The organism is Sphingopyxis sp. (assembly GCF_035250425.1).
Lineage (GTDB): Bacteria > Pseudomonadota > Alphaproteobacteria > Sphingomonadales > Sphingomonadaceae > Sphingopyxis.
In genome coordinates this window covers 1-19686 of record NZ_DATFFD010000186.1, presented here as the reverse complement: position 1 = coordinate 19686, position 19686 = coordinate 1, and the positions used below count along the sequence as shown (strand labels likewise).

Below are 19686 nucleotides of genomic sequence, written 5' to 3'. Positions count from 1 at the left end.
GCATGAATTTTGCATCGAGGACAACTGCCATGCGTGCCACCGCCACTTCTACGCCGATCCGCAACGGCAAGCGGCGCCTGCTCACGAGCTGTGCGATCACCGCCGGAATGGCAGCGCTGGCCTATGGCGGACCCGCGCTGGCGCAGGTCAATGGCAGCTCGTTCTTCGTAAACGCCGGCGTCGGCACGTCGGTCTCGAGCAACCCCGGCACCGACACCACGACGGTGAACGTCACCCAGGCCCAGAGCATCATCAACTGGATTCCCACCGATACCGCGCCAACCGGGGGCGCGATCGATTTCCTGCCGGTCGGCGAGAACTGGACCTTCACCGGCACCGGCGACTATACCGTCCTCAACCGCTTCGTGAATGGCGGCGGGGGGTCGCTGAGCCGCGAAATCGCGCTCAACGGCACGGTCAACAGCTATGTCGGTTCGACCACCGGCCCGCGCGGCGGCAATATCTGGTTCTACAACGCCGGCGGCATCCTGATCGGCGCGTCCGGCGTAATCAACGTCGGCAGCTTGGTCCTCACCGCCAACGACATCGTCACCACGGACGGCCTGTTTGGGCCGACCGGCGAGATCCGGTTCAACGGGGTGGCGGGCAGCCCGTCGGCGATCACCGTCAACGGCGCGATCAACGCGAGCGCGGTCGGCAACCCCGGCGGCAGCTATATCGCGCTCGTCGCGCCGCGCGTCGTCCAGGCGGGTGCCGTCCGGGTCGACGGATCGGCCGCCTATGTCGCCGCCGAACAGGTCGACATCCGCATCAACAGCGGTCTGTTCGACATCAACGTCACCCGGGGTGTCGAGGGCGGCAACGCGATCACCCACACCGGCACGACCACCGGCCCCGCGCATCAGGATGGCGATACCGACCAGAGCCGCATCTATATGGTCGCCATTCCTAAAAATGACGCCGTGACGATGCTGGTATCGGGTGCGATCGGCTATGACGACGCCGTCTCGGCAACGGAAGAAGATGGCGCGGTGCGCCTGTCGGCGGGCTATAACATCGTCGGCGGCGAACTGGCGACCACGCCGGTCAATGCGACTGCCGCCAATATAGCCGCGGGTGACGTTTTGTTCCGCAGCAACACGATTGCGCGCGCCAGCGGCGCCTTCGTCGGTGCCCCGACGCTGCAGTTGCCGGGATCACCGTCGCCCTTGTCCTCCGAAGGCCAATTCTTTGTCGAGGGCAACGGCATCTTCGTCGGTGACAGCAGCGCGACCCTGTCCATCGGGACGGGTCAGCGAGGCGGCGCCGATGGCAGCCTGATCATCGAGTCGGTCAATGCCGCCGGCATCGCCGGCAACGCGGCAATCAACGTCTCCGGCGGTACGCTTTCGGCTGGAAACAGCCTGGAAATATATGCGGACGGCGAGCCGCAGGCGGCGGCCGGGGGGAACAGCCAAGGCGGAACGGCCAGCCTTACGATCACCGGCGGCAGTGTAACCGCGCCGGTGGTTGTGGTCGAAGCCAATGGCATCGCCGATACCGGAACGAACGGCATCGGCGGCAACGGCAGGGGCGGCAACGCCAGCATCACCGTCAGCAACGCCGGCAGCACGCTGACCACCGGCAATATTTCCATCAACGCCCTTGGACGCGGCGATTTCGACTTTCCCAGCGCTCCGCCCGCCGTCAACGGCAGCGGGACGGGCGGCACCGCGACGCTCACCGTGGCCAATGGCGGCAGCGTAGGGCCGGCTGCCCTGCTTTCGCTCGACGCGCAGGGAATTGGCGGCATCGGCCTCACCCAGTCGGGCGCCGGCACTGGCGGCACCGCACGCATTCAGGTGTCGGGCGCGGGATCATCCCTGTCGGCGACGCAAAGCTTCGTCGACGCCGAAGGACGGGGCGGCGGAAATGCGGGCTTTTTCCAGTCGCAAAATGGTGGCGACGGAACCGGCGGCATCGCCGAGATACTGATCAACACCGATGCGGCTTCGACCGTCTCGCTGGGCTCGGTCGGTGTCTTCGCGATCGGCCGCGGCGGCAATGCCAGCGGCGTCGAAAATACGACCGGCGGCGACGCTCTGGGCGGCACGGCCAGCTTGACCGTCGATGGCGGCGTCACCGCGCAATTCACCGCCATCACTCTGGACGCGTCCGCCGCCGCCGGGATCGCCCTCACGCCAAGCGGCACGACCGGCCAGTCGGGCACTGCCCGCGCGAATAATGTGACATTGGCGGCAACCAACGGATCGACCATCGACATCAGCGGCCTCATCAACCTCTTCGCAGTCGGGATGAATCCCTTTCCGCCAACCCCGGCCGGCGAAAATTTTGGAGCGGGGACCGGCGGCAATATCGCCGTCAACGCGACCGCCGGGGGCACGATCAGCAGCGGAGATATTTTCAGGACGCAGGCGATGGGCGGGAGCATGTCCAACGCCGTCAAGCAAAGCGCCGGAAACGGCCTTGGCGGCAATGTCGACTTCGTGGCCGATGGCGGAACAATCGTGGCCGAAGTCTATGAGGTCGATGTCAGCAGCAGCACGGCCCATGTCGTCGGCACGGGCGGCACCGCGCAGGGCGGAACGATCGACCTGTTTGCCCGCAATGGCGGAGAAATCCGGTCGACCCTCGACGCGACGAACCAGCTCAACGCCAGCGCGACTTCCGGCAGCAGCGCCGCCGGCGCGGCGGCGACGGGCGGGACGATCCAGCTGATCGCCGCTGGCGGCCGCCTCGACCTCGGCGTCGGCGCCAGCCTCTCCGCGACCGGCACGTCGGGCGGCGCGTTAACGGCGGGAGCGACCGACCCGACCGGCACCGGCGGAACCATCCTGATCCAGACAGCCGCCGATCCGGCCAGCGAGATCGACTATGGCGAACTTTTGGCGTCGACCGACGGCCGCACAGCGGTGGAACTCGAGGTTCCGGGCGGACCGATCGAGACCAGCGGAAACGGACTTGGCGGCACCATCACCCTCGATGTCCAGGGCGGCACCCTGTCGGGCGGCGTCATCGAGCTGTCGGCGAACGGCTCCGGTAGCGGCGGCACCGCGAACGGCTCCGGCGGCACCGCGACCTTCACCCAGACGGGCGGCGACATTTCGGTCAGCGACATGCGCATCGGCGCCGATGGCTTCGGGGGCGTCGCGCAGGGCGCGTCGGGCACCGGCACCGGCGGTGTCGCGACGATCGACCTGTCGGGCGGGACGATCACCGCCGCCGACCTTACCGCATCGGCGAGCGGCGTAGGCCGTCCGGGGCTGGACGGCAATGATGAGGATCCGGCGAATATCACCGCGGGCGGCACCGGCGGCGCGGGCGTCGGCGGCAATGCCGTCATCAATATCGGTGGCACCGCCGTCGTCGATGCGAGCGTGATCGAGGCTTATGCCAACGGGACCGGCGGCACCGGCGGCGGCTTCGTCAACGCGGGTTTCGACTCCCTGCCCGGAACGCCCGGCAATGGCGGGAACGGGTCCGGCGGCACCGCGAGCGTCAACCTCTCGGGCGGCTCGGTCACGGCGAGCAGCGTGAACGCCGATGCATCGGGTATCGGCGGCCAAGGCGGCTCTTCCTTCTACTCGAGCAGCTCGGGCAGCGCGACGGGCGTCGGTGTCGGCGGCACGGGCGGCATCGGCCGGGGCGGGCGCGCGACGATCGGGGTGGCCACGGCGACCGGCGCAATCGTAGATGTCAGCGCAGTCGCGCAGGGCATCGGCGGCCTGGGCGGCACGCACAATGTCGGCGGCAACGGCGGCGATGGCTATGGCGGCATCGCGCAGGCGATCGTCGACGATTTCGACGCCGGCACGCTTGCGATTGGACTCGATTCGACGGCGCAGGGCGGCGGCGGCGGCGATGGCCGCGACGGACGCGGCGGCAACGGCGGCAATGCCTTTGGCGGGACGTCAAGCGTCCTCGCCGACGGCGCCAATGCGAACGTCAAGGTCACGCAGACCAATTTCATCACCGGCGCGACCGGCGGCAACGGCGGCGACGGCGGCCTCGGCTTCGGCTCGTCGGCAGCGATCGCGCCTTCGGGCGGTGACGGAGGCGGCGCGCAGGGCGGCGCGATCGAGGTCATCGCGCGTGATGGCGCGGCGATGACGCTCGGTTCATCTTCCGGCGGCACCGTAGCATTCGGCAGCACGGGCACCGGTGGCAACGGCGGCGCGGGCGGCACCGGCGATTTCGGTGAAGGCAATCGCGGCGGTGATGGTGGTCTCGGCGGCAGCGGCGTCGGCGGATCGGTACGGTTGATCGCCGACGGCGGCACGATCACGACGGCCGGCGAGGCCTTGGGAATCGACGTCAGCGGTCAATCTGGCAGCGGCGGCAACGCCGGCCTCGGCGGAGGCGGCGGCAGCCAGCCCGGCTCCAACGGCGGCTTTGCAGGCACCACCGGCGGACGCGTCAATATCGATGCGCTGACGACCACCGTGGGGTCCGGCCTGATCGATCTTGGCAATACCAATATCTTTGCCAGCGGCGATAATGCAGGCCGCGTCGAAATTCGCAGCGGCAGCCGGGTCAACTTCGCCAGCCTCGACGTCGAGGTGCGCGGCCTTGCCAATCCGACCAACAACGACACCGGCACAGCGCCCGCGGGCATCTTTCTCGGCGCGACGGGCGGGACGATCGAGGCCGCGAGCCTGACGCTCGGCACCGACGGCTCGATCGGCCTCTATGCAGAGGGTGCGGGACGCGTGACCGTCGGCGAGACGGCGCAGCTGCAGGCGGGCGACCAGATCGATATCCGCCATGATCTGCGCGGGGCCAATGCAGCACCGACGCTCGAGACCGCCGGCGACCTGTTCCTCATAGCGGGAACCAGCATCAGCGGCGCGGCGGGCAGCCTGCTTGCCGCAAGGGGCACGCTCTCGCTGACCGGCGAAGGTCCGGCCACGACGATCGGCGTCGATCGCCTCGATGCCACCGACATCGCGATCAACGGCAGCGGCGCCGCGAGCGTCGAGCATGCCGAGGCGGTCAATGATTTCACCGCGAGCGCCGCCAGCTTCCGCACCGGGCTCAATTCGATCATCACCGGCGGCGACATCTCGATCACCTCGCCGGGTGCCGTCGACCTCGGCAACTCGACCGCGGGTGGTTTTGTCCAGGTCCAGGGCCAGTCGATCGCCTTCAACGCGATCACCGCCGGCCTCTCGGTCGGGCTTTCGGCGGACGGGACGGCGGCGGGCGCCGAAGGCATCCGCGGCGGGTCGATCGCCGCGGGCGAGGACATCAACCTCTTTGCCAACAGCATCGCGCTCACCGGCAATGTCACGGGCGCGGCGTCCTTCTTCGCCTTCGGCACCGGCGGCGCGGTTGCGGTCAACGACGCCGACGTCGATGGCAACATCTCGATCTTCTCGGCCGCCGACCTTTCCGGCACCTATGTGGCGGGCGGCAATATCTTCCTGAATTCGGACGCCAATATCAACGCCTCGGGACAAGCGAACGGCGGTTATGTAGACCGCAACGGTGGCGCAGCGGAAGGCAATCTGTTCGTCATCGCCGCGGGCAATGCGACGCTGACCGACAGCTCCGCGGCGCGCATGTTCGGCGTCAACGCGGGGGCGGCCGCATCGGTAACCGGCGGCGCTGCGGGCGAGGACATGCTGATCCTCGCCGGCACGACCGCAAACCTGAACGACCTCACCGGCGGCGACGACATCACCGTCCGCGCGCCGGGCAACATCACGACGCGCAACGTCCGCACGACAGGCGCCGGCGCCGACACGCGCGTCCTCGACTTTTCGACGGCATCGGGCAGCCCGACCTTTACGATCGTTACCGGCGACGGAACCGGCGCCGACATCGTGATGACCACAACGAACGGCACGATCGATGCGGCCACTCTGTCGGCGGGCGACGATATTTTGCTCACGGCGGCGGGCGGCATCGCCGTCGACGGCGCCACCACACTCGGCCTCGGCGCGACGGGCGGAGACAGCAGCATCCGCACGCAAGGCGGCGCGACGACGCTCGCGGGTCTCGATGCCTTCAGCGATGTCGTCGTCGCAGCGGCCCTCGCGAACCTCACCGGCGTGGTCGCGGCAGGCCGCGACATCACGATCAATGCGCAGGACGTCCGCCTCGCGACGCTGACCGGGACGGGCGGCGCTGCGACCCCGACATTGAGCGCCGGCGGCAACATCGTCGTCAATTCGTCCGCCGGCATCGCGGGCGGCGGCGTCCGCGCGCTCGGCAATGCGACGCTGACCGCGGCGACGGTGATCGGCATCACCGCGATCGAGGGCCAGAATGTCGCGCTGACCGGCACAAACGGTATCGACGTCAATATGGTCACGACCCTCGGCACGACCAGCCTCGACAGCGGCAACGGCAATGTCCGGATCGGCACCCTTGCCGCCGCGGGCGCCATCAACGCCAGTGCCAATGCGATCCGCATCGAAGGCGGGAGCGGCATGAATTTCGCGGCGCTCACTACCGATGTCGGCGATGCCTATGTCCGGGGAACCGGCAATCTGACGGTCGGCAACGCCAATGTCGCGGGTGCCGCGGACCTGCGCACGCAGGGCGCGACGATGAATATCGGCAGCCTTGCCGCGGCCAATGCCACGCTCGAAAATAGCAGCGGCTCGCTGACTCTCGGCAGCGTGACCGTCACGGGCAACCTCGCCGCGACGGCGCGGACTTCGCTCGGCGTCAACGGCGTCGTTACGGGCCAATCGATCTCGCTCGCGTCGGGCGCGATCGATATCGGCTCGGCCGGCCGCATCGGCACCGCGGGAGTTACCCAACAACTGTCGGTCGCCAACAACAACAGTGCCAACCAGACCTTCGTCGGCGGCACCGGATCGCCCGGCAGCTATCATATCAGTGCCGACGAGATGACGCGCCTCTATGGCACGCGGATCGAGATTGTCGCACCGGAGGTCCAGGCGGCCGGGGGCTCCTCGGTCGGGTCGGCCGCACCGCCCGACGTTATCGTCGACGGCTTCACGATGACCGGCGGCGCGTCGAATTCGAATCTCGGCGCCAATGGCGCGCTGAGGATCCGCACACCGGGCAAGATGCGCGTGATCGGCAATGTCCAGCTCACAGGGCTGACCGATGCCAACATGCTGAACTTGCTCGCCGACGAGGCGCTCGAGGTGATCCTCGGCCAGGGCACCGTCCGCCTTGTCAACGACAGTGCTCCCGCCGGACAACTCAACATGGCGTCGGACGACATCATCGTCGCCACCCCGGCCGCCATTGCCGCGGTGGGCGCGGCGACGGACATGGACGCGATCAACAGGCGGCTGGCCGAGAATGACGGCATTGCCCTCGATGAGGGCGCGCTCTTCGCCCGCGGCATCCGCGCCGACATATCGGGCGGCTTCTATGTTCAGAACAGCGGTGCGGGCACCGATGCGGCGCAGCGCCGCGGGCTGACCTTCGGCGGGGGGGGGCTGGACGTGCTCACGCAGGGACCGTCGCGTATCGCGATCAACGGCATCCAGCTCGGCCCGAACGGCCAGGTTACCGGGCTGGACGCGCTCCAGCTTTTGACGATCGCAGGCAGCGCGCCGGTGACGGGCAGCTATGACCGCCGCTCGACGGTCAACGGCTGTTTCATCGCCAGCCCGGCCGTCTGCATCACCGCCGACTTTGAAAATAGCTTCCCGGTGCAGGATGTGATCGAGGAAGAGATCAAGGCCGACGAGGATGGCGGCGGCGACGGCAACAACCTGCCGCAGCCGCTGATCACGATGCGCGATATCGATCCGATGACGGGCGAGCCGCTGCTCGACGATCCGGTGACCGGCGCGGGCAACGACGATCTGTGGACGCCGCCGGCGCAGTAAACCGCCTTTTGGTTGACGCCAGCGGGCGGAGCAAGGCATGGGCGCGGTTATGACCGACGCCCCTGCCTCCCCGCTCAAGCTGTTCAACAGCCTGACGCGCAGCCTCGAAGAGTTCGAGCCCGTCCACCCCGGCGAGGCGCGCGTCTATAGCTGCGGCCCGACGGTCTATAATTACCCGCATATCGGCAATATGCGCGCCTATGTCTTTGCCGACACGCTCGGCAGGACGCTGTCGTACAAGGGGTACAAGCTCACCCACGTCATCAACATCACCGACGTCGGCCATCTGACCGACGACGCCGATGCGGGCGAGGACAAGCTCGAAAAGGCAGCGGCCGAGCGCGCGCAGTCGATCTGGGACATCGCGAAACATTATACCGAAGCCTATTGGGCGGACGTGAAGGCACTCAATATCCGCCAGCCCGCGCACTGGTCGATCGCCACCGACTATGTGCCGGCGATGATCGCGTTCGCCAAGTCGATCGCGGGCAAGCATTGCTACGAGCTGGAGGGCGGCCTCTATTTCGACACCACGACGGTGACCGATTACGGCCGCCTCGCGCGCCACGGCACCGATGAGGGCGAAAGCCGCATCGATCCGGTCGACGGCAAGCGCCATCCCGCCGACTTCGCGATCTGGCGCAAGACGCCCGCGGGCGAGACGCGGCAGATGGAATGGGATTCGCCGTGGGGCCGCGGCGCGCCGGGCTGGCACCTCGAATGCTCTGTGATGTCGGAGGCGCTGCTCGGCTTCCCCTTCGACATCCACACCGGCGGGATCGACCACCGCGAGATTCACCATCCGAACGAGATCGCGCAGAACCAGGCGCACAGCTGCTCGACCGACAGCGGCGCGCGGATGTGGATGCACAATAATTTCCTCGTCGACCGCAGCGGCAAGATGTCGAAATCGAGCGGCGAGTTCCTGCGGGTGCAACTCCTCATCGACAAAGGCTATCACCCCCTCGCCTATCGCCTGATGTGCTTGCAGGCGCATTATCGCAGCGAGCTGGAGTTCAGCTGGGGCGGTCTTGGCGCCGCGCTGACGCGGCTCAAGCGGCTGGTGATGGCGGCCGCCCCGGCGCGCGATGCCGGACCGGCCGAACCGACCGACCGCCGGCTCACGGACCTGCTGGCAAAGTTCGACGCTGCAATGTCGGACGACCTCAATACGCCGGTGGCGCTCACGCTGCTCGAAGAAACGGCGGCGATGAAAAAGATCGACGCCGGCCAAAAACGTGCAGCTCTCGCCGCGATGGATGCCGTGCTCGGCCTAAACTTGCTGACGACCGAACGCGCCGACCTGCGCGTCCGCCCGAAGACCGCGACCATCGGCGAGGAAGAAATCGAGGCCACGCTAGCGCGCCGCAAGGAGGCTCGCGCGGCCAAGGATTTTGCGGCCTCCGATGTGCTCCGCGACAAACTTATCGCGGCGGGGGTCGAGGTGATGGACGGCGATCCGCTCGGATGGGACTGGCAACCGCAAGCCAATTAGAGGCTTGTCGCAGGCACGCGGGATGCTAGCCTCGTTGCATGTCGCAACTGATCTGCTGGCTGCTTGTCGGTCTTGTCCACCTGATCCCGGCGCTGGCTTTGTTCCGGCCGGCGCTGATCACGCGGCTCTATGGTCTCGCGCCGGGAAGCCCGATCTTCCTGCTGATGCACCACCGCGCCGCGCTGTTCTTCGCGGTGCTCGTTGCATGCCTCTGGGCGGCATTCGATCCCGGCGGGCGCAAGATCGCGACGCTGCTCGCTGCGATCTCGATGCTCAGCTTCCTGTTTCTGTATCAGTCCTATGGGCGCCCCGCAGCGCTCGGCACCATCGCGCTCGTCGATCTCATCGGCCTTGTCCCGCTCGCTTGGGCGGGCTGGCACGCATTTCAGCAGTAGGAAAATTATGACCAAGACCGTCACCGTCCTGTCGGGCCTCATCCGCCCGCTTGTCGAAAACCGGCTGCCCGACTGGATCGAACCCCGCTTCTTCGCGTCGAAGGAAGAAGCGCTCGAACTGGCGCCGCAGGCCGAGATCGGCTGGTTCGACATGTACGACAAGAAAGACATGGCCGCGATCATCACCGCGGCGACCGGCCTCAAATGGCTCAATTCGATCTATGCCGGAGTCGACGGCATGCCGCTCGACCTGCTGCGCGAGCGGGGCACCGTCCTGACGAACGGCGCCGGAATCAACGCGATCACCATCGCCGAATATGTCGTGATGGGCATGCTGACTGTCGCCAAGGGCTATCGCGACGTCGTCCGCGCGCAGGAGCGCCGCGAATGGTTGATGGATTCGCCCGGCAAGGTCGAGCTGTTCGGATCGAAGGCGCTGCTGCTCGGCTATGGCGCGATCGGCAAGCTGATCGAGGAAAGGTTGAACGCCTTCGCGGTCGACGTCACGATCGTGCGCCGCTCACCCGGTCCGAACACGCTCACACCGGACCGGTGGCGCGCGCAGCTTGGCGAGTTCGACTGGGTGATCCTCGCGGTTCCCGCGACCCCCGAAACCGACGGCATGATCGGCGCGGCGGAGCTCGCCGCGATGAAGCCCACATCGACACTCATCAACATCGCCCGCGGCAGCGTCGTCGATCAGGACGCGCTCGTCACGGCGCTGGACGAAAAGCAGATCGCCTCGGCCTTCCTCGACGTCGCGACCCCCGAACCGCTCCCCTCGGACGATCCGCTGTGGAGCCTCGACAACGCGCATATCACGATGCACCTGTCGGGCCGCGCGCAGGACAAGATGTTCGTCCGATCGGCGCAGCGCTTCCTCGAAAATCTCGGTCGCTGGAAGAAAGGCGAAGCTGTCGAGCCGCGGGTCGATTTGACGCTTGGCTATTAACGCGGCCGCTCGGCCTTCAACTCGCGCACCAGCGGCTGCAACCGCTCGTCATATTTGGCGAGCATCGTGTGTGCCCCGGCGTGATCGTAGAAGCTGACCAGTTCGCGTCCGTTCCAGCGGTGGAGGGCATAGGCCGGATCCTCGGCGACGATCATCGGGCGGTCGTCGGGCTTGTTCTCGTCGATGGGCCGAAGGTCGAGCGAGACCTGCGGCGCGGTCGACGAGCAGATCGCGATGGTGCGCCCTTCCCAGGCGACGGTGACGCTGCGGTGGAGATGGCCGCAGATCAACCCGCGGACCTGCGGGTGGCGGCGCACCACGTCGGTGAAGACCGCGACCCATGGTTCGTCGGGGTCGGTGTTCATCCACTCGATCCCGCTTTCGATCGGCGGGTGGTGCATGACGATATAGGTGGGCTTGGCGCTGTCCTTAGCCAGTTCAGTCTCCAGCCAAGCCGCGCGCGTCGCGCAAAAGGCGCCGCCGTGGCGCCCTTCTTCCAGCGTATCTATTGTTACAAGCCGCAGTTCAGGAAGCTCGATCGTGTACTGAACGAAACCGTTGCCGTCATCGAAGCCGGGGAAGCGGGCATGGAAATTGTCGCGCAAATCATGATTGCCGACGCTTGGCCACACCGGAAAGGGGCAGCGCGAAAAGGCGGTCGCAAGACGGCGATAACTGTCGTCGTCGCCGCGATCGGAAAGATCCCCGGTCGCGAGCAGCAAATCGGGACGGTTCGGCCCCTCGATCAGCACGTCGAGCACCTCGTCGAGGCGCTTGCGGTTATATTCGGCCGGATTGTCCGGATCGAACCCGATATGGATATCTGTGATCTGTGCGATCAGCATATCCGTCCCCCGTTCCGGTCGGCTGGTCCCGACCCATAAAACCTCACCCGCCTCGCCTTGCCCCGTGCAAGGGAGGTGTGCGCCACGTCACATCGTAAAGGTCCCACCCCCCGGTTCCTGTGATCATGCTCACACTATAGGTAGCGCCAAGACGTTTATTTGTGATTGCCGCGGTATTTTTCTTGGCTCTGCGCGGCGGCATCCACGGTTTGCCGCCGTCCGAATGATATTCGTGGCACATCGCGCAGGGCGATTCGGTCGCGGTTTCCACCTTCACCACCCGCGCGCCGCCCTCACCGACATGGCAGTCGCGGCACTGGCGCAGGCCCGGCACGAGCAGGTCGGTCGACGCTTTCGATGCCGGTGCGGCGGTATGACAGTCCGCGCAGTCAGTCTCGCGGTGCGCGTCATGGTCGAACCAGCCCTTTTGCAGGAAACGCGGGGTCTGGCTAACCGTCGCAACGCGCCAGCTATTACCAGCCTGCGGTGCAAAGATCGTGTGGCAGTCGTAACAGGCGCCGCCCTTCGAGAAAACCGCGCGCACCGCGTCCTGCGCGCGCGACGGCCGCACCGCGACCTCGCGGAAATAGATGTTGTAGACTTGCCCCTCGGCATAGGCGCCCGGCCGCCGCCGCGCCATGCCACCGAGCTGAAGCGGCCGCGCGGGCGGGGTCGAGCGGTAATAGGCGGTGAGATCGGCGACGACCTGGTCGGGCTCGCCGTGGCGCAGCGTCCGCGTCACGCCGCCGACGGTTTCGAACGCGAGGCTGTGGCACATCGCGCAGTCGCGCCCCATCTCGACCGGCTTGACGCGCACCCCGTCGGCTTCGACGCGGTGGCAATTCTGGCACTCGAGCTTCTTGCCGAAATCATAGCGGCCGCGGAAACTCGCCGCCATGCGCGCCACCCCGCCGGTCGCCTGCAGATGCACGTCGTGCGGGAATTTGAGGCCGTTGTAATCGACCCTTCCCTTGGCCAACGTCGCGCGCGCCAGCTTCGTTCCGGGCGACGAGCGGACGAGCGGGCGAAATTCGGGATGGCTCGTTCCGAAATCGGCGGCGTCGGCGAGCATCGTCGGATGCCCCGCACTCTTCAGCCGCGCCGACATGCCATCGTGACAGTCGGCGCAGAATTTCTGCGGCGTCGCGGGCATCGGTCCCGACCCTTCATGCTCGGTATGGCACTCGACGCAGCGACCCTGGGGCTTGTTGAACGTCTTGGCAAAGCCCGCCAGTATCTTTTCACTGATCCCGGGCGGATGGCGCGCGGCGAGCAGCATCGCGGCCGGCGCATTGGCGTGCGCCATGCTCATCGCCTTGTGCTCGCCGGTGTGGCAGCCGACGCATGCCTTGTCGGTCACCGCGACGAAGGGCTCGACATGGCACGACTGGCAATCGTTCTTCAAACTGGCATGCGCGCTCGACAGCGGCCCCGACAGCCACGCGCGGTCGGCATGATAGCCTTCGGGGCGCTCGTTCACATTCTTGTAGCTGTACCACGCCCAGATCGGACCGATCAGGAAGGCGAGCAGCATCAGCAGGCCAAACAGCCACGCCCCCATGCGTTTGCCCAGCATCACGCCCTGCAGCGAGAAGGCCTTGGCCTCGTCGACATCCTTCGACGATTGCGACAGTTCGTCGATGCGCTCGACGAGCAGGATGATATTCTCGCCCTCGCGCGCGATCGTCAGCCGGTGGCCGCCAAAGCGCAGCTCACCGCCCGCGCCGCTGTCGATATCGGCGGCTTCGACCGAGCGGCCATTAAAATCGAAGCCCAGCCCCTCGTTCGCCGCGACGCGGACATGGCGCCCGTCGGTGCTGCTGATCGTCGCATGATGCGGATTCACCGCCAGGTCGGCGACATGGATGACATTGCTGCCCTCGCGCCCGAGCGTGATCGCGTCGCCGGGCAGCGGCGTATCGCGGATGATCTGCTTGCCGGTCTTCGTCGTCGAAATACGGCGCAGGATGAAGCTCATGGTCCCCCTCCCCGCCTTACCAGTAGAAGAAGACGCTGATGATGTGCGCCGACAGCGCCGCGATCAGCGCGAAGGTCAGCGGCACATGCACGTAAAGCCAGATTTCGAGCTGCGCGCGAATCCTGAGATGGCGGCGCAGGCGGGTCAACGCCGCCTCCTTCTGCTTGAGCAGCCCGACCACCTTCGCGCGCGCCTCCGCATCGCTGCTGTGCGAGGCGGACAGCATGCGGAGCGCGGCCGCGGTCGCGCAGTTCGGATAGCGGCCCGACAGCCGCGCGGCGATACCGCCCGCGAACGGATCCTCGTCGAGCGCCGCGAGCACCGGCGCTGTGTCCGCCGGGGTCAGCGGCTGCGCGGCGCTGTGCAGCTGGCGGTCGAAGGCACGGATCGCCTCGAGCATCTGCATCTGCGTCATCTCGTCGCGGTTGTTCGAGAGCGCCGCGGGCAAGGTCGCATAGACAATGACACCGTAAAGCCCCGACAGGATCACCAGCAGCATCAGCGCCCACGCGAGCGTATGGACGTTCCAGCCGAGCTGAAACCCGGTGTGCCAGGTGCCGATGACGATCAGGCTGAGCCCGAGATAGACATGCGCCGACGTCCACGCCTTCAGCGACCAGGCCGTGCTCGTCATCTTGCGCTTGCGATAGCCGAGCGCGGTGAGCCACAGGATCAGTCCCGCGCCGATCGTCCCCAGCGTATAGCCGTACCAGCTCCCGCCATTGTGCCGCGGCGTGACATCGACCAGCGCATAACTCACGATGATCAGCAGGCAGAGCCCGCCCGAAATCTTGGCCCAGCGAAAACCGGCGTAGCGAAGGAAACCCTCATGCTTGCGTTCGCGGACGCGTTCGGTCTGGGTCGCCTTCGACCGGCGCCGCTGAAACAGGCTGGCCATCAACCCGCGTCCTCTTCGAGCCGCGCGATCGACAGGAATTCTTCGGGCGACACGCGGATCGCGGCGCCCGTCGGGCACGCACGCACGCACGCGGGACCGCCCGAAATGCCTTTGCACATATCGCATTTGACCGCGATCTTCTTGGGCTTCTCATCACCGAGCTGTTTCTTCGTCCATTTCGGCGAGGGCTCGCCCGGCCCGGGGCCAAAGCCGGTGAGCAACCAGCGCAGCAGGCTCGGCTTCTCGGGCGGCGCGGCTTCCATGCGGATCACGCCATAGGGGCAGTTGCGCATGCAGTTGCCGCAGCCGATGCAGCCCGGCTCCATGAACACTTCGCCATCGGGGCCGCGGTGGATGACGTTCGGCGGGCAGTCGGCCATGCAATGCGGATGCTCGCAGTGGCGGCAGCTCGTCGGCACATGCAGATGCGCAAAGGTCTTGCCCGCCTCGCGGTCGAGCCGCGACAGGCCTTCGTGGCTGTCGGCGCACGCCTTCTCGCAATTATCGCAGCCAACGCACAGATTCTCGTCGATCAGCAGCGCGTCGGTCGCCTCGCCCAGCCCCTCCTTCATGATGAAGCTCGCGGTGTCCGAATAGAGATCGACCGCGCTCGAATAGCTCGCCTTGCGCGATTCGATGAAGCTGTTCATCGCCGCGCGCTCGGCGACCGCGGCCTCGGTCGCCTCGCGCACCTGCGGCCGCTTGGCGAGCATCGCCTTGAACTGCTCGCCCTTCAGCCGGATGATTTCGCTCGCGACTGCGGCCTTGACGGTGGCGTTGCGCCGCTCGCCGCTGAGCATCGCCATTTCGCCGAAGAAGCTGCCCGCGGGTAGGTAGCGGAGGAAGATCGGTTTGCCGCCGATGTCCTTTTCGACCACCATCGAACCCGAGCGGATGACATAGACGTCATCGCCCTCGTCGCCTTCGGACAGCACGACTTTGCCCGCGGGGACGCGCTCGATCGCAGGGTCCTCGACGATCGGCTCCAAGTCCTCGACCGTCAGCCCGCCCTTGAAAATCTGGAGCAGCTGGCGCTCGAGCGAGATGCGGTTGATCACGCGTTTCGCACCCGGAACCGCTGCCATCAGCTTGAGCGCCGCGGTGCGCGACACCTCGACGAAAATGCTGTCCTCGCCGGCGCGGATCGTCGCGCCGCGCTTGCGGCCCGAAATCAGGCCGACCTCGCCGAATATCGACCCCTCTTCGATCGGCACCGTAAAGTCGGGGCCGACCTCGACGAGCGCATGACCGTCGGCGATCGCGAATAGCGACGACCCCGGCTCGCCCTTTTCGAACACGACATCGCCCTTGCGGTAGAAGGCGACCTTCGAATCGAGCATGAACTCGCGCATTTGGAGCGGTGACACATCCGCGAAGATGCGGATGCGCGTGCGCAGAAATTCGAGCCACTCGCTAACCGATTTCTGCTGCGGCAGCGCCGCAAAAATCGCCGCCAGATCCTTTTCGTCGGCGGGGGTCAGCGCCTTGTTGCCGTTGAGAAATTCGACGACGTCATAGCCTTGGTTCATGCAATGTTTGATCAGCGGATAACCCGCGAGCGCGCCGATGACATAGAGTCCGGGGACGGTCGTTTCGAAGGTCGGCGACAGTTTGGGAAAGGCTTCGCGGTCGGGGCCGGTGAACTCGATCCCCATCGATTCGACGAAGCCGCGCGGCGCGACCGATCCCAGGCGCGCGACGATCACGTCGCATTCGATCCGTTCCTCGCCGGTCGGGGTTTCGAGCGTCAGCCAGCCCGGCTCGACCTTCTTCGGCTGCGTCTCGGTGCGGATCGACATGAAGCCGTTCTCGCCCGCCTCGGTCATGTCGGCGACATTCTTCGCCTTGGCGCGCGCGAAATCCTTTGAGCGGTTGAGGATAGTGACGGTGTTTTCGAGCGCCTCCTCGGCGACGCCGAGCGCATTTTCGATCCCCGCGTCGCCCGATCCGACGACGGTGATATGCTTGTCCTTGAAATCCTCGGGATCGTCGACCTGATAGATGATGTGCGGCAGGTCGGCGCCCTCGCAGCGCATCCGGTTCGGATTGCCCTGCGTGCCGATCGCAAGGACGATATTCTCGGCGTGATAAATATCGCCCTTGGCGGTCCTGATCGCGAAGGCGCCCTTTTCGCCGGTCACTTCGGCGACCTCGGCGTGATACGCCACATTGACCTTGTTGTTCGCGGCATCCTCGTCCCAATTGCCGAGGATATATTCGCGCGCGCCCTCGGCAAAGCGGCAGTCGGAGCGCAGGTCGAGCCGCTCGGGCGTCGCAAGCACACGCTTGCCCTTTTGATATTTGAAAATCGTATCGGAAAGATGGTCGGTCTTTTCGAGCAGGATATGGCTGAGCCCGAGCTGCGCGGCGCGCGATGCGGCACTGAGCCCCGCCGGGCCCGAACCGATGATCGCGACCTTCACGCGATCAAGGGGGACCGGCTCGCTCATGCGCGCACCACCGCGCGGCGGAAGCCGCTTTTGCAGTCGCTGGCCATGATGCTGACGAACGCGCGCACGGGCATCCTTTCCCCCTCTCGCCAGCCCCCCGGCGAATTCATAACGGATGCGACCCGGACTAATGTCCTGGACGCAAAGCTATGCCCTTGAAAGCGGGGAAAGGTCAACCGGCGAGGCGGAGATTCTGGTGGTTGCGAGATGTTCGCAACTGACCGTCGCCCCTGCGAAGGCAGGGGCCGCTGGCGTCCTTTCTCGGCGACGGCAGTGTAAACCTCCAGCGGCCCCTGCCTTCGCAGGGGCGACGGCTAAACCGAGCGTTATTCAGGCAAGCTCGAAGATCGCAGCAATGCGATCCGACGCGACCGGCTCGAAGCGCGACCAGCCGTCGGGGCCGAGCCGTTCGAGCGGACGGAAGCGGGCCTTGTATGCCATGCGCGCCGACCCTTCGATCCAATAGCCGAGATAGACGTAGGGCAGGCCCGCCCGCGCCGCGCGCTGGACATGGTCGACGATGATATAGGTGCCGAGTCCCTCGCGCATCGGATGCGCCGCGTCGAAGAAGCTGTAGATCATCGACAGACCGTCGCCCTGCCGGTCGGTCAGACAGCAGCCGACAAGGCGGCCCTTGCCGCCATCCGCCGCCGGCTCGCGATATTCGATCATATAGGAGTCGACCGGGGTCTGCTCGACCATGTCGGCGAAATCCTGCTCGTCCATATCGGCCATGCCGCCATCGGGATGGCGCGAACCCAGATAGGAGCGCAGCAGCGCATATTGTTCTTCGGTCGCCCACGGCTTGCATGCGGTGGCGACGAGATCGCCGTTGCGGCGCCGGTTGCGCTTCTGCGAGCTGCTCGGCGTGAACTCGCTCGCGCAGACGCGCACCGACACGCACGCCGAGCAATCGGCGCAGCTCGGGCGATAGGCGACCGACTGGCTGCGGCGGAAGCCGATACGGCCCAGCGCGTCGTTCAGCTCGTTCGCGCTATTGCCGCTGAGTTCGGTGAACACCTTGCGCTCGGTCTTGCCCGCCAGATAGGGACAGGGCGCCGGGCTGGTGACAAAAAAGCGCGGAAAACGGAACGGTGCGGACACGCGGGAAAAACCTCCGGACTGGCGATGCGGAGCCCCCCAACGCGGGTCCGACGCGCTACTTGCACCAATTATGCCGCGCAGCGTCAATGGTGCAAAGTCCATTTACCATTTTTAAACGTCCCGTTCTGAATCACGCCGAAAATTTTGTGAATCAGCCGGTAACTTATGTGCCGATTTGAATCGATCTACGGTGAATCGATCCTCCCTGTGGCAAAGCCATGGGGAGGTGGCAGCGGCGAAGCCACTGACGGAGGGGGCTTGGACGCTTCACCCCTCCCACGCCCTGCGGGCGCGGTCCCCCTCCCCGCCGCCTCGCGGCAGGGAGGATCTGATCGTCAGCTGTAGCCGCGCAGCTCGTCGCCGGTCAGCGTCGCCACATGCAGCACATTGGTCGATCCTGGGGTGCCGAACGGAACCCCCGCCATCATCACCAGCTTCGCGCCCGCCTTGCAGATGCCGTGGCGCAGCGCCATGCGCTTGCCCTTGGCGATCATCTCTTCGAAGCTGCCGATATCCTTCGTCGGCACCGCATGCGCGCCCCACAGAAGGCCCATGCGCCGCGCCGCTTCCTTCTTCGGGGTCAGGACGAGCAATGGCGCGCCGGGCCGCTCGCGCGCAACGCGGCGTGCAGTCGAACCCGATGCGGTGAAGCAGATGATCGCGTCGGCGGCGATCGTCGTGATAATACTGCCCGCCGCCTCGGCGAGCGCATCGGCGGTCGTCGCGTCGGGTGCGGTCTCGGTGAAATGCAGGCGGCGGAAATAATCGGGGTCGCTTTCGACCGAGCGCGCGATCGAATCCATCATCGTCACCGCCTCGACCGGGAAGGCTCCCGCCGCGGTTTCGGCCGACAGCATGATCGCGTCGGCGCCATCGTAAACCGCGGTCGCGACGTCGGACACTTCGGCGCGCGTCGGCGAGGGCGAGACGATCATCGATTCGAGCATCTGCGTCGCGACGACGACGGGTTTGCCCATGCGGCGCGCCGTCGCGACGATCTTTTTCTGCAGCGGCGGCACCGCCTCGGGCGGCAGTTCGACCCCCAGATCGCCGCGCGCGACCATCGCCGCGTCTGCAAGTTCCAGGATTTCCTCGATCCGCTGCACGCCCGACGGCTTTTCGAACTTGACGAGCAGCGCCGCCTTGCCGCCAATCAGCGTGCGCGCCTCGGCGACGTCCTCGGGGCGCTGCACGAACGACAGCGCGATCCAGTCGACATGCTGTTCGAGCGCGAAGGTCAGGTCCTTGCGGTCCTTTTCGGTCAGCGCCGCGAGCGGAACGACGACGTCGGGGACATTGACGCCCTTGCGATCCGAAATCTTGCCGCCGACCTCGACCACCGTCTCGATCTTGTCCGGCGCGACGCTCTTCACGCGCAGCACCAGCTTGCCGTCGTCGATCAGCAGCCGCGTGCCCGCTTCGAGCGCAGCGAACAATTCGGGGTGCGGCAGGTAAACGCGCGTCGCATCACCCGGTGCCTTGTCGGTATCGAGGGTGAAGCTCTTGCCGTTCACCAGCTCGGCGGGACCGTCCTTGAAGGTTCCGACGCGCAGCTTCGGCCCCTGAAGATCGACAAGGATCGTCGTCGGACGCCCCGTGTCCTTTTCGAGCGCACGGATCGCCGCGATCACCCTTGCGTGGCCGACGTGGTCGCCATGGCTCATATTGACGCGAAACGCATCGGCGCCGGCGCGGTGCAGCGCGGCGATCATCTCGGGATTGGCGCTCGCGGGGCCAAGGGTCGCCAGGATGCGCACCTTGCGCTGGCGGGGGGTAAAATTCTGGACC

10 protein-coding genes are annotated in these 19686 nt (G+C 66.4%); 4 read left to right on the top strand and 6 right to left on the bottom strand.

The features are described from left to right. The first annotated feature begins 29 nt into the window (after positions 1-29). The 4 genes from VJ811_RS11130 to VJ811_RS11115 are packed head-to-tail and all read left to right on the top strand — an operon-like array spanning position 30 to position 10623. Positions 30-7781 (top strand): hypothetical protein, encoded by a 7752-nt coding sequence (locus VJ811_RS11130; protein ID WP_324072337.1) that lies wholly within the window; start codon positions 30-32, stop codon positions 7779-7781. Positions 7782-7830: 49 nt separating this feature from the next. Then, complete coding sequence (gene cysS / locus VJ811_RS11125; protein ID WP_324072336.1) at positions 7831-9276, top strand: cysteine--tRNA ligase; 1446 nt, start codon at positions 7831-7833, stop codon at positions 9274-9276. Between the two features lie 38 nt (positions 9277-9314). Continuing rightward, positions 9315-9671 carry a hypothetical protein gene (locus VJ811_RS11120; protein ID WP_324072335.1) on the top strand — a complete coding sequence of 119 codons (357 nt, stop codon included), beginning with the start codon at positions 9315-9317 and terminating at the stop codon, positions 9669-9671. A 7-nt stretch (positions 9672-9678) separates the two neighbouring features. Further along, the gene (locus VJ811_RS11115) at positions 9679-10623 is read left to right on the top strand and encodes a D-2-hydroxyacid dehydrogenase (RefSeq protein ID WP_324072333.1); all 945 of its coding nucleotides are present in this window, start codon (positions 9679-9681) and stop codon (positions 10621-10623) included. Here VJ811_RS11115 and VJ811_RS11110 read toward each other — a convergent pair. From VJ811_RS11110 to pyk, 6 genes are all read right to left on the bottom strand, one after another. Further along, positions 10620-11468: a metallophosphoesterase gene (locus VJ811_RS11110; protein WP_324072332.1), complete on the bottom strand. Its 849-nt coding sequence runs from the start codon at positions 11466-11468 to the stop codon at positions 10620-10622. The two genes, VJ811_RS11115 and VJ811_RS11110, sit on opposite strands and share 4 nt — an antisense overlap. Before the next feature lie 43 nt (positions 11469-11511). Beyond that, positions 11512-13446 carry a cytochrome C gene (locus tag VJ811_RS11105; RefSeq protein WP_324072331.1) on the bottom strand — a complete coding sequence of 645 codons (1935 nt, stop codon included), beginning with the start codon at positions 13444-13446 and terminating at the stop codon, positions 11512-11514. A 16-nt stretch (positions 13447-13462) separates the two neighbouring features. After that, positions 13463-14344 (bottom strand): hypothetical protein, encoded by an 882-nt coding sequence (locus tag VJ811_RS11100; RefSeq protein WP_324072330.1) that lies wholly within the window; start codon positions 14342-14344, stop codon positions 13463-13465. Further along, a complete protein-coding gene (locus tag VJ811_RS11095) occupies positions 14344-16794 on the bottom strand; it encodes a cyclic nucleotide-binding domain-containing protein (protein ID WP_324072329.1) in 2451 nt (816 codons plus the stop codon). Before VJ811_RS11095 ends, VJ811_RS11100 begins: the two co-directional genes overlap by 1 nt. 330 nt (positions 16795-17124) lie before the next feature. Beyond that, positions 17125-17898 (bottom strand): arginyltransferase, encoded by a 774-nt coding sequence (locus VJ811_RS11090; protein ID WP_324072328.1) that lies wholly within the window; start codon positions 17896-17898, stop codon positions 17125-17127. Positions 17899-18233: 335 nt separating this feature from the next. Next, a complete protein-coding gene (gene pyk / locus VJ811_RS11085; protein WP_324072360.1) occupies positions 18234-19655 on the bottom strand; it encodes a pyruvate kinase in 1422 nt (473 codons plus the stop codon). Positions 19656-19686 lie beyond the last annotated feature (31 nt).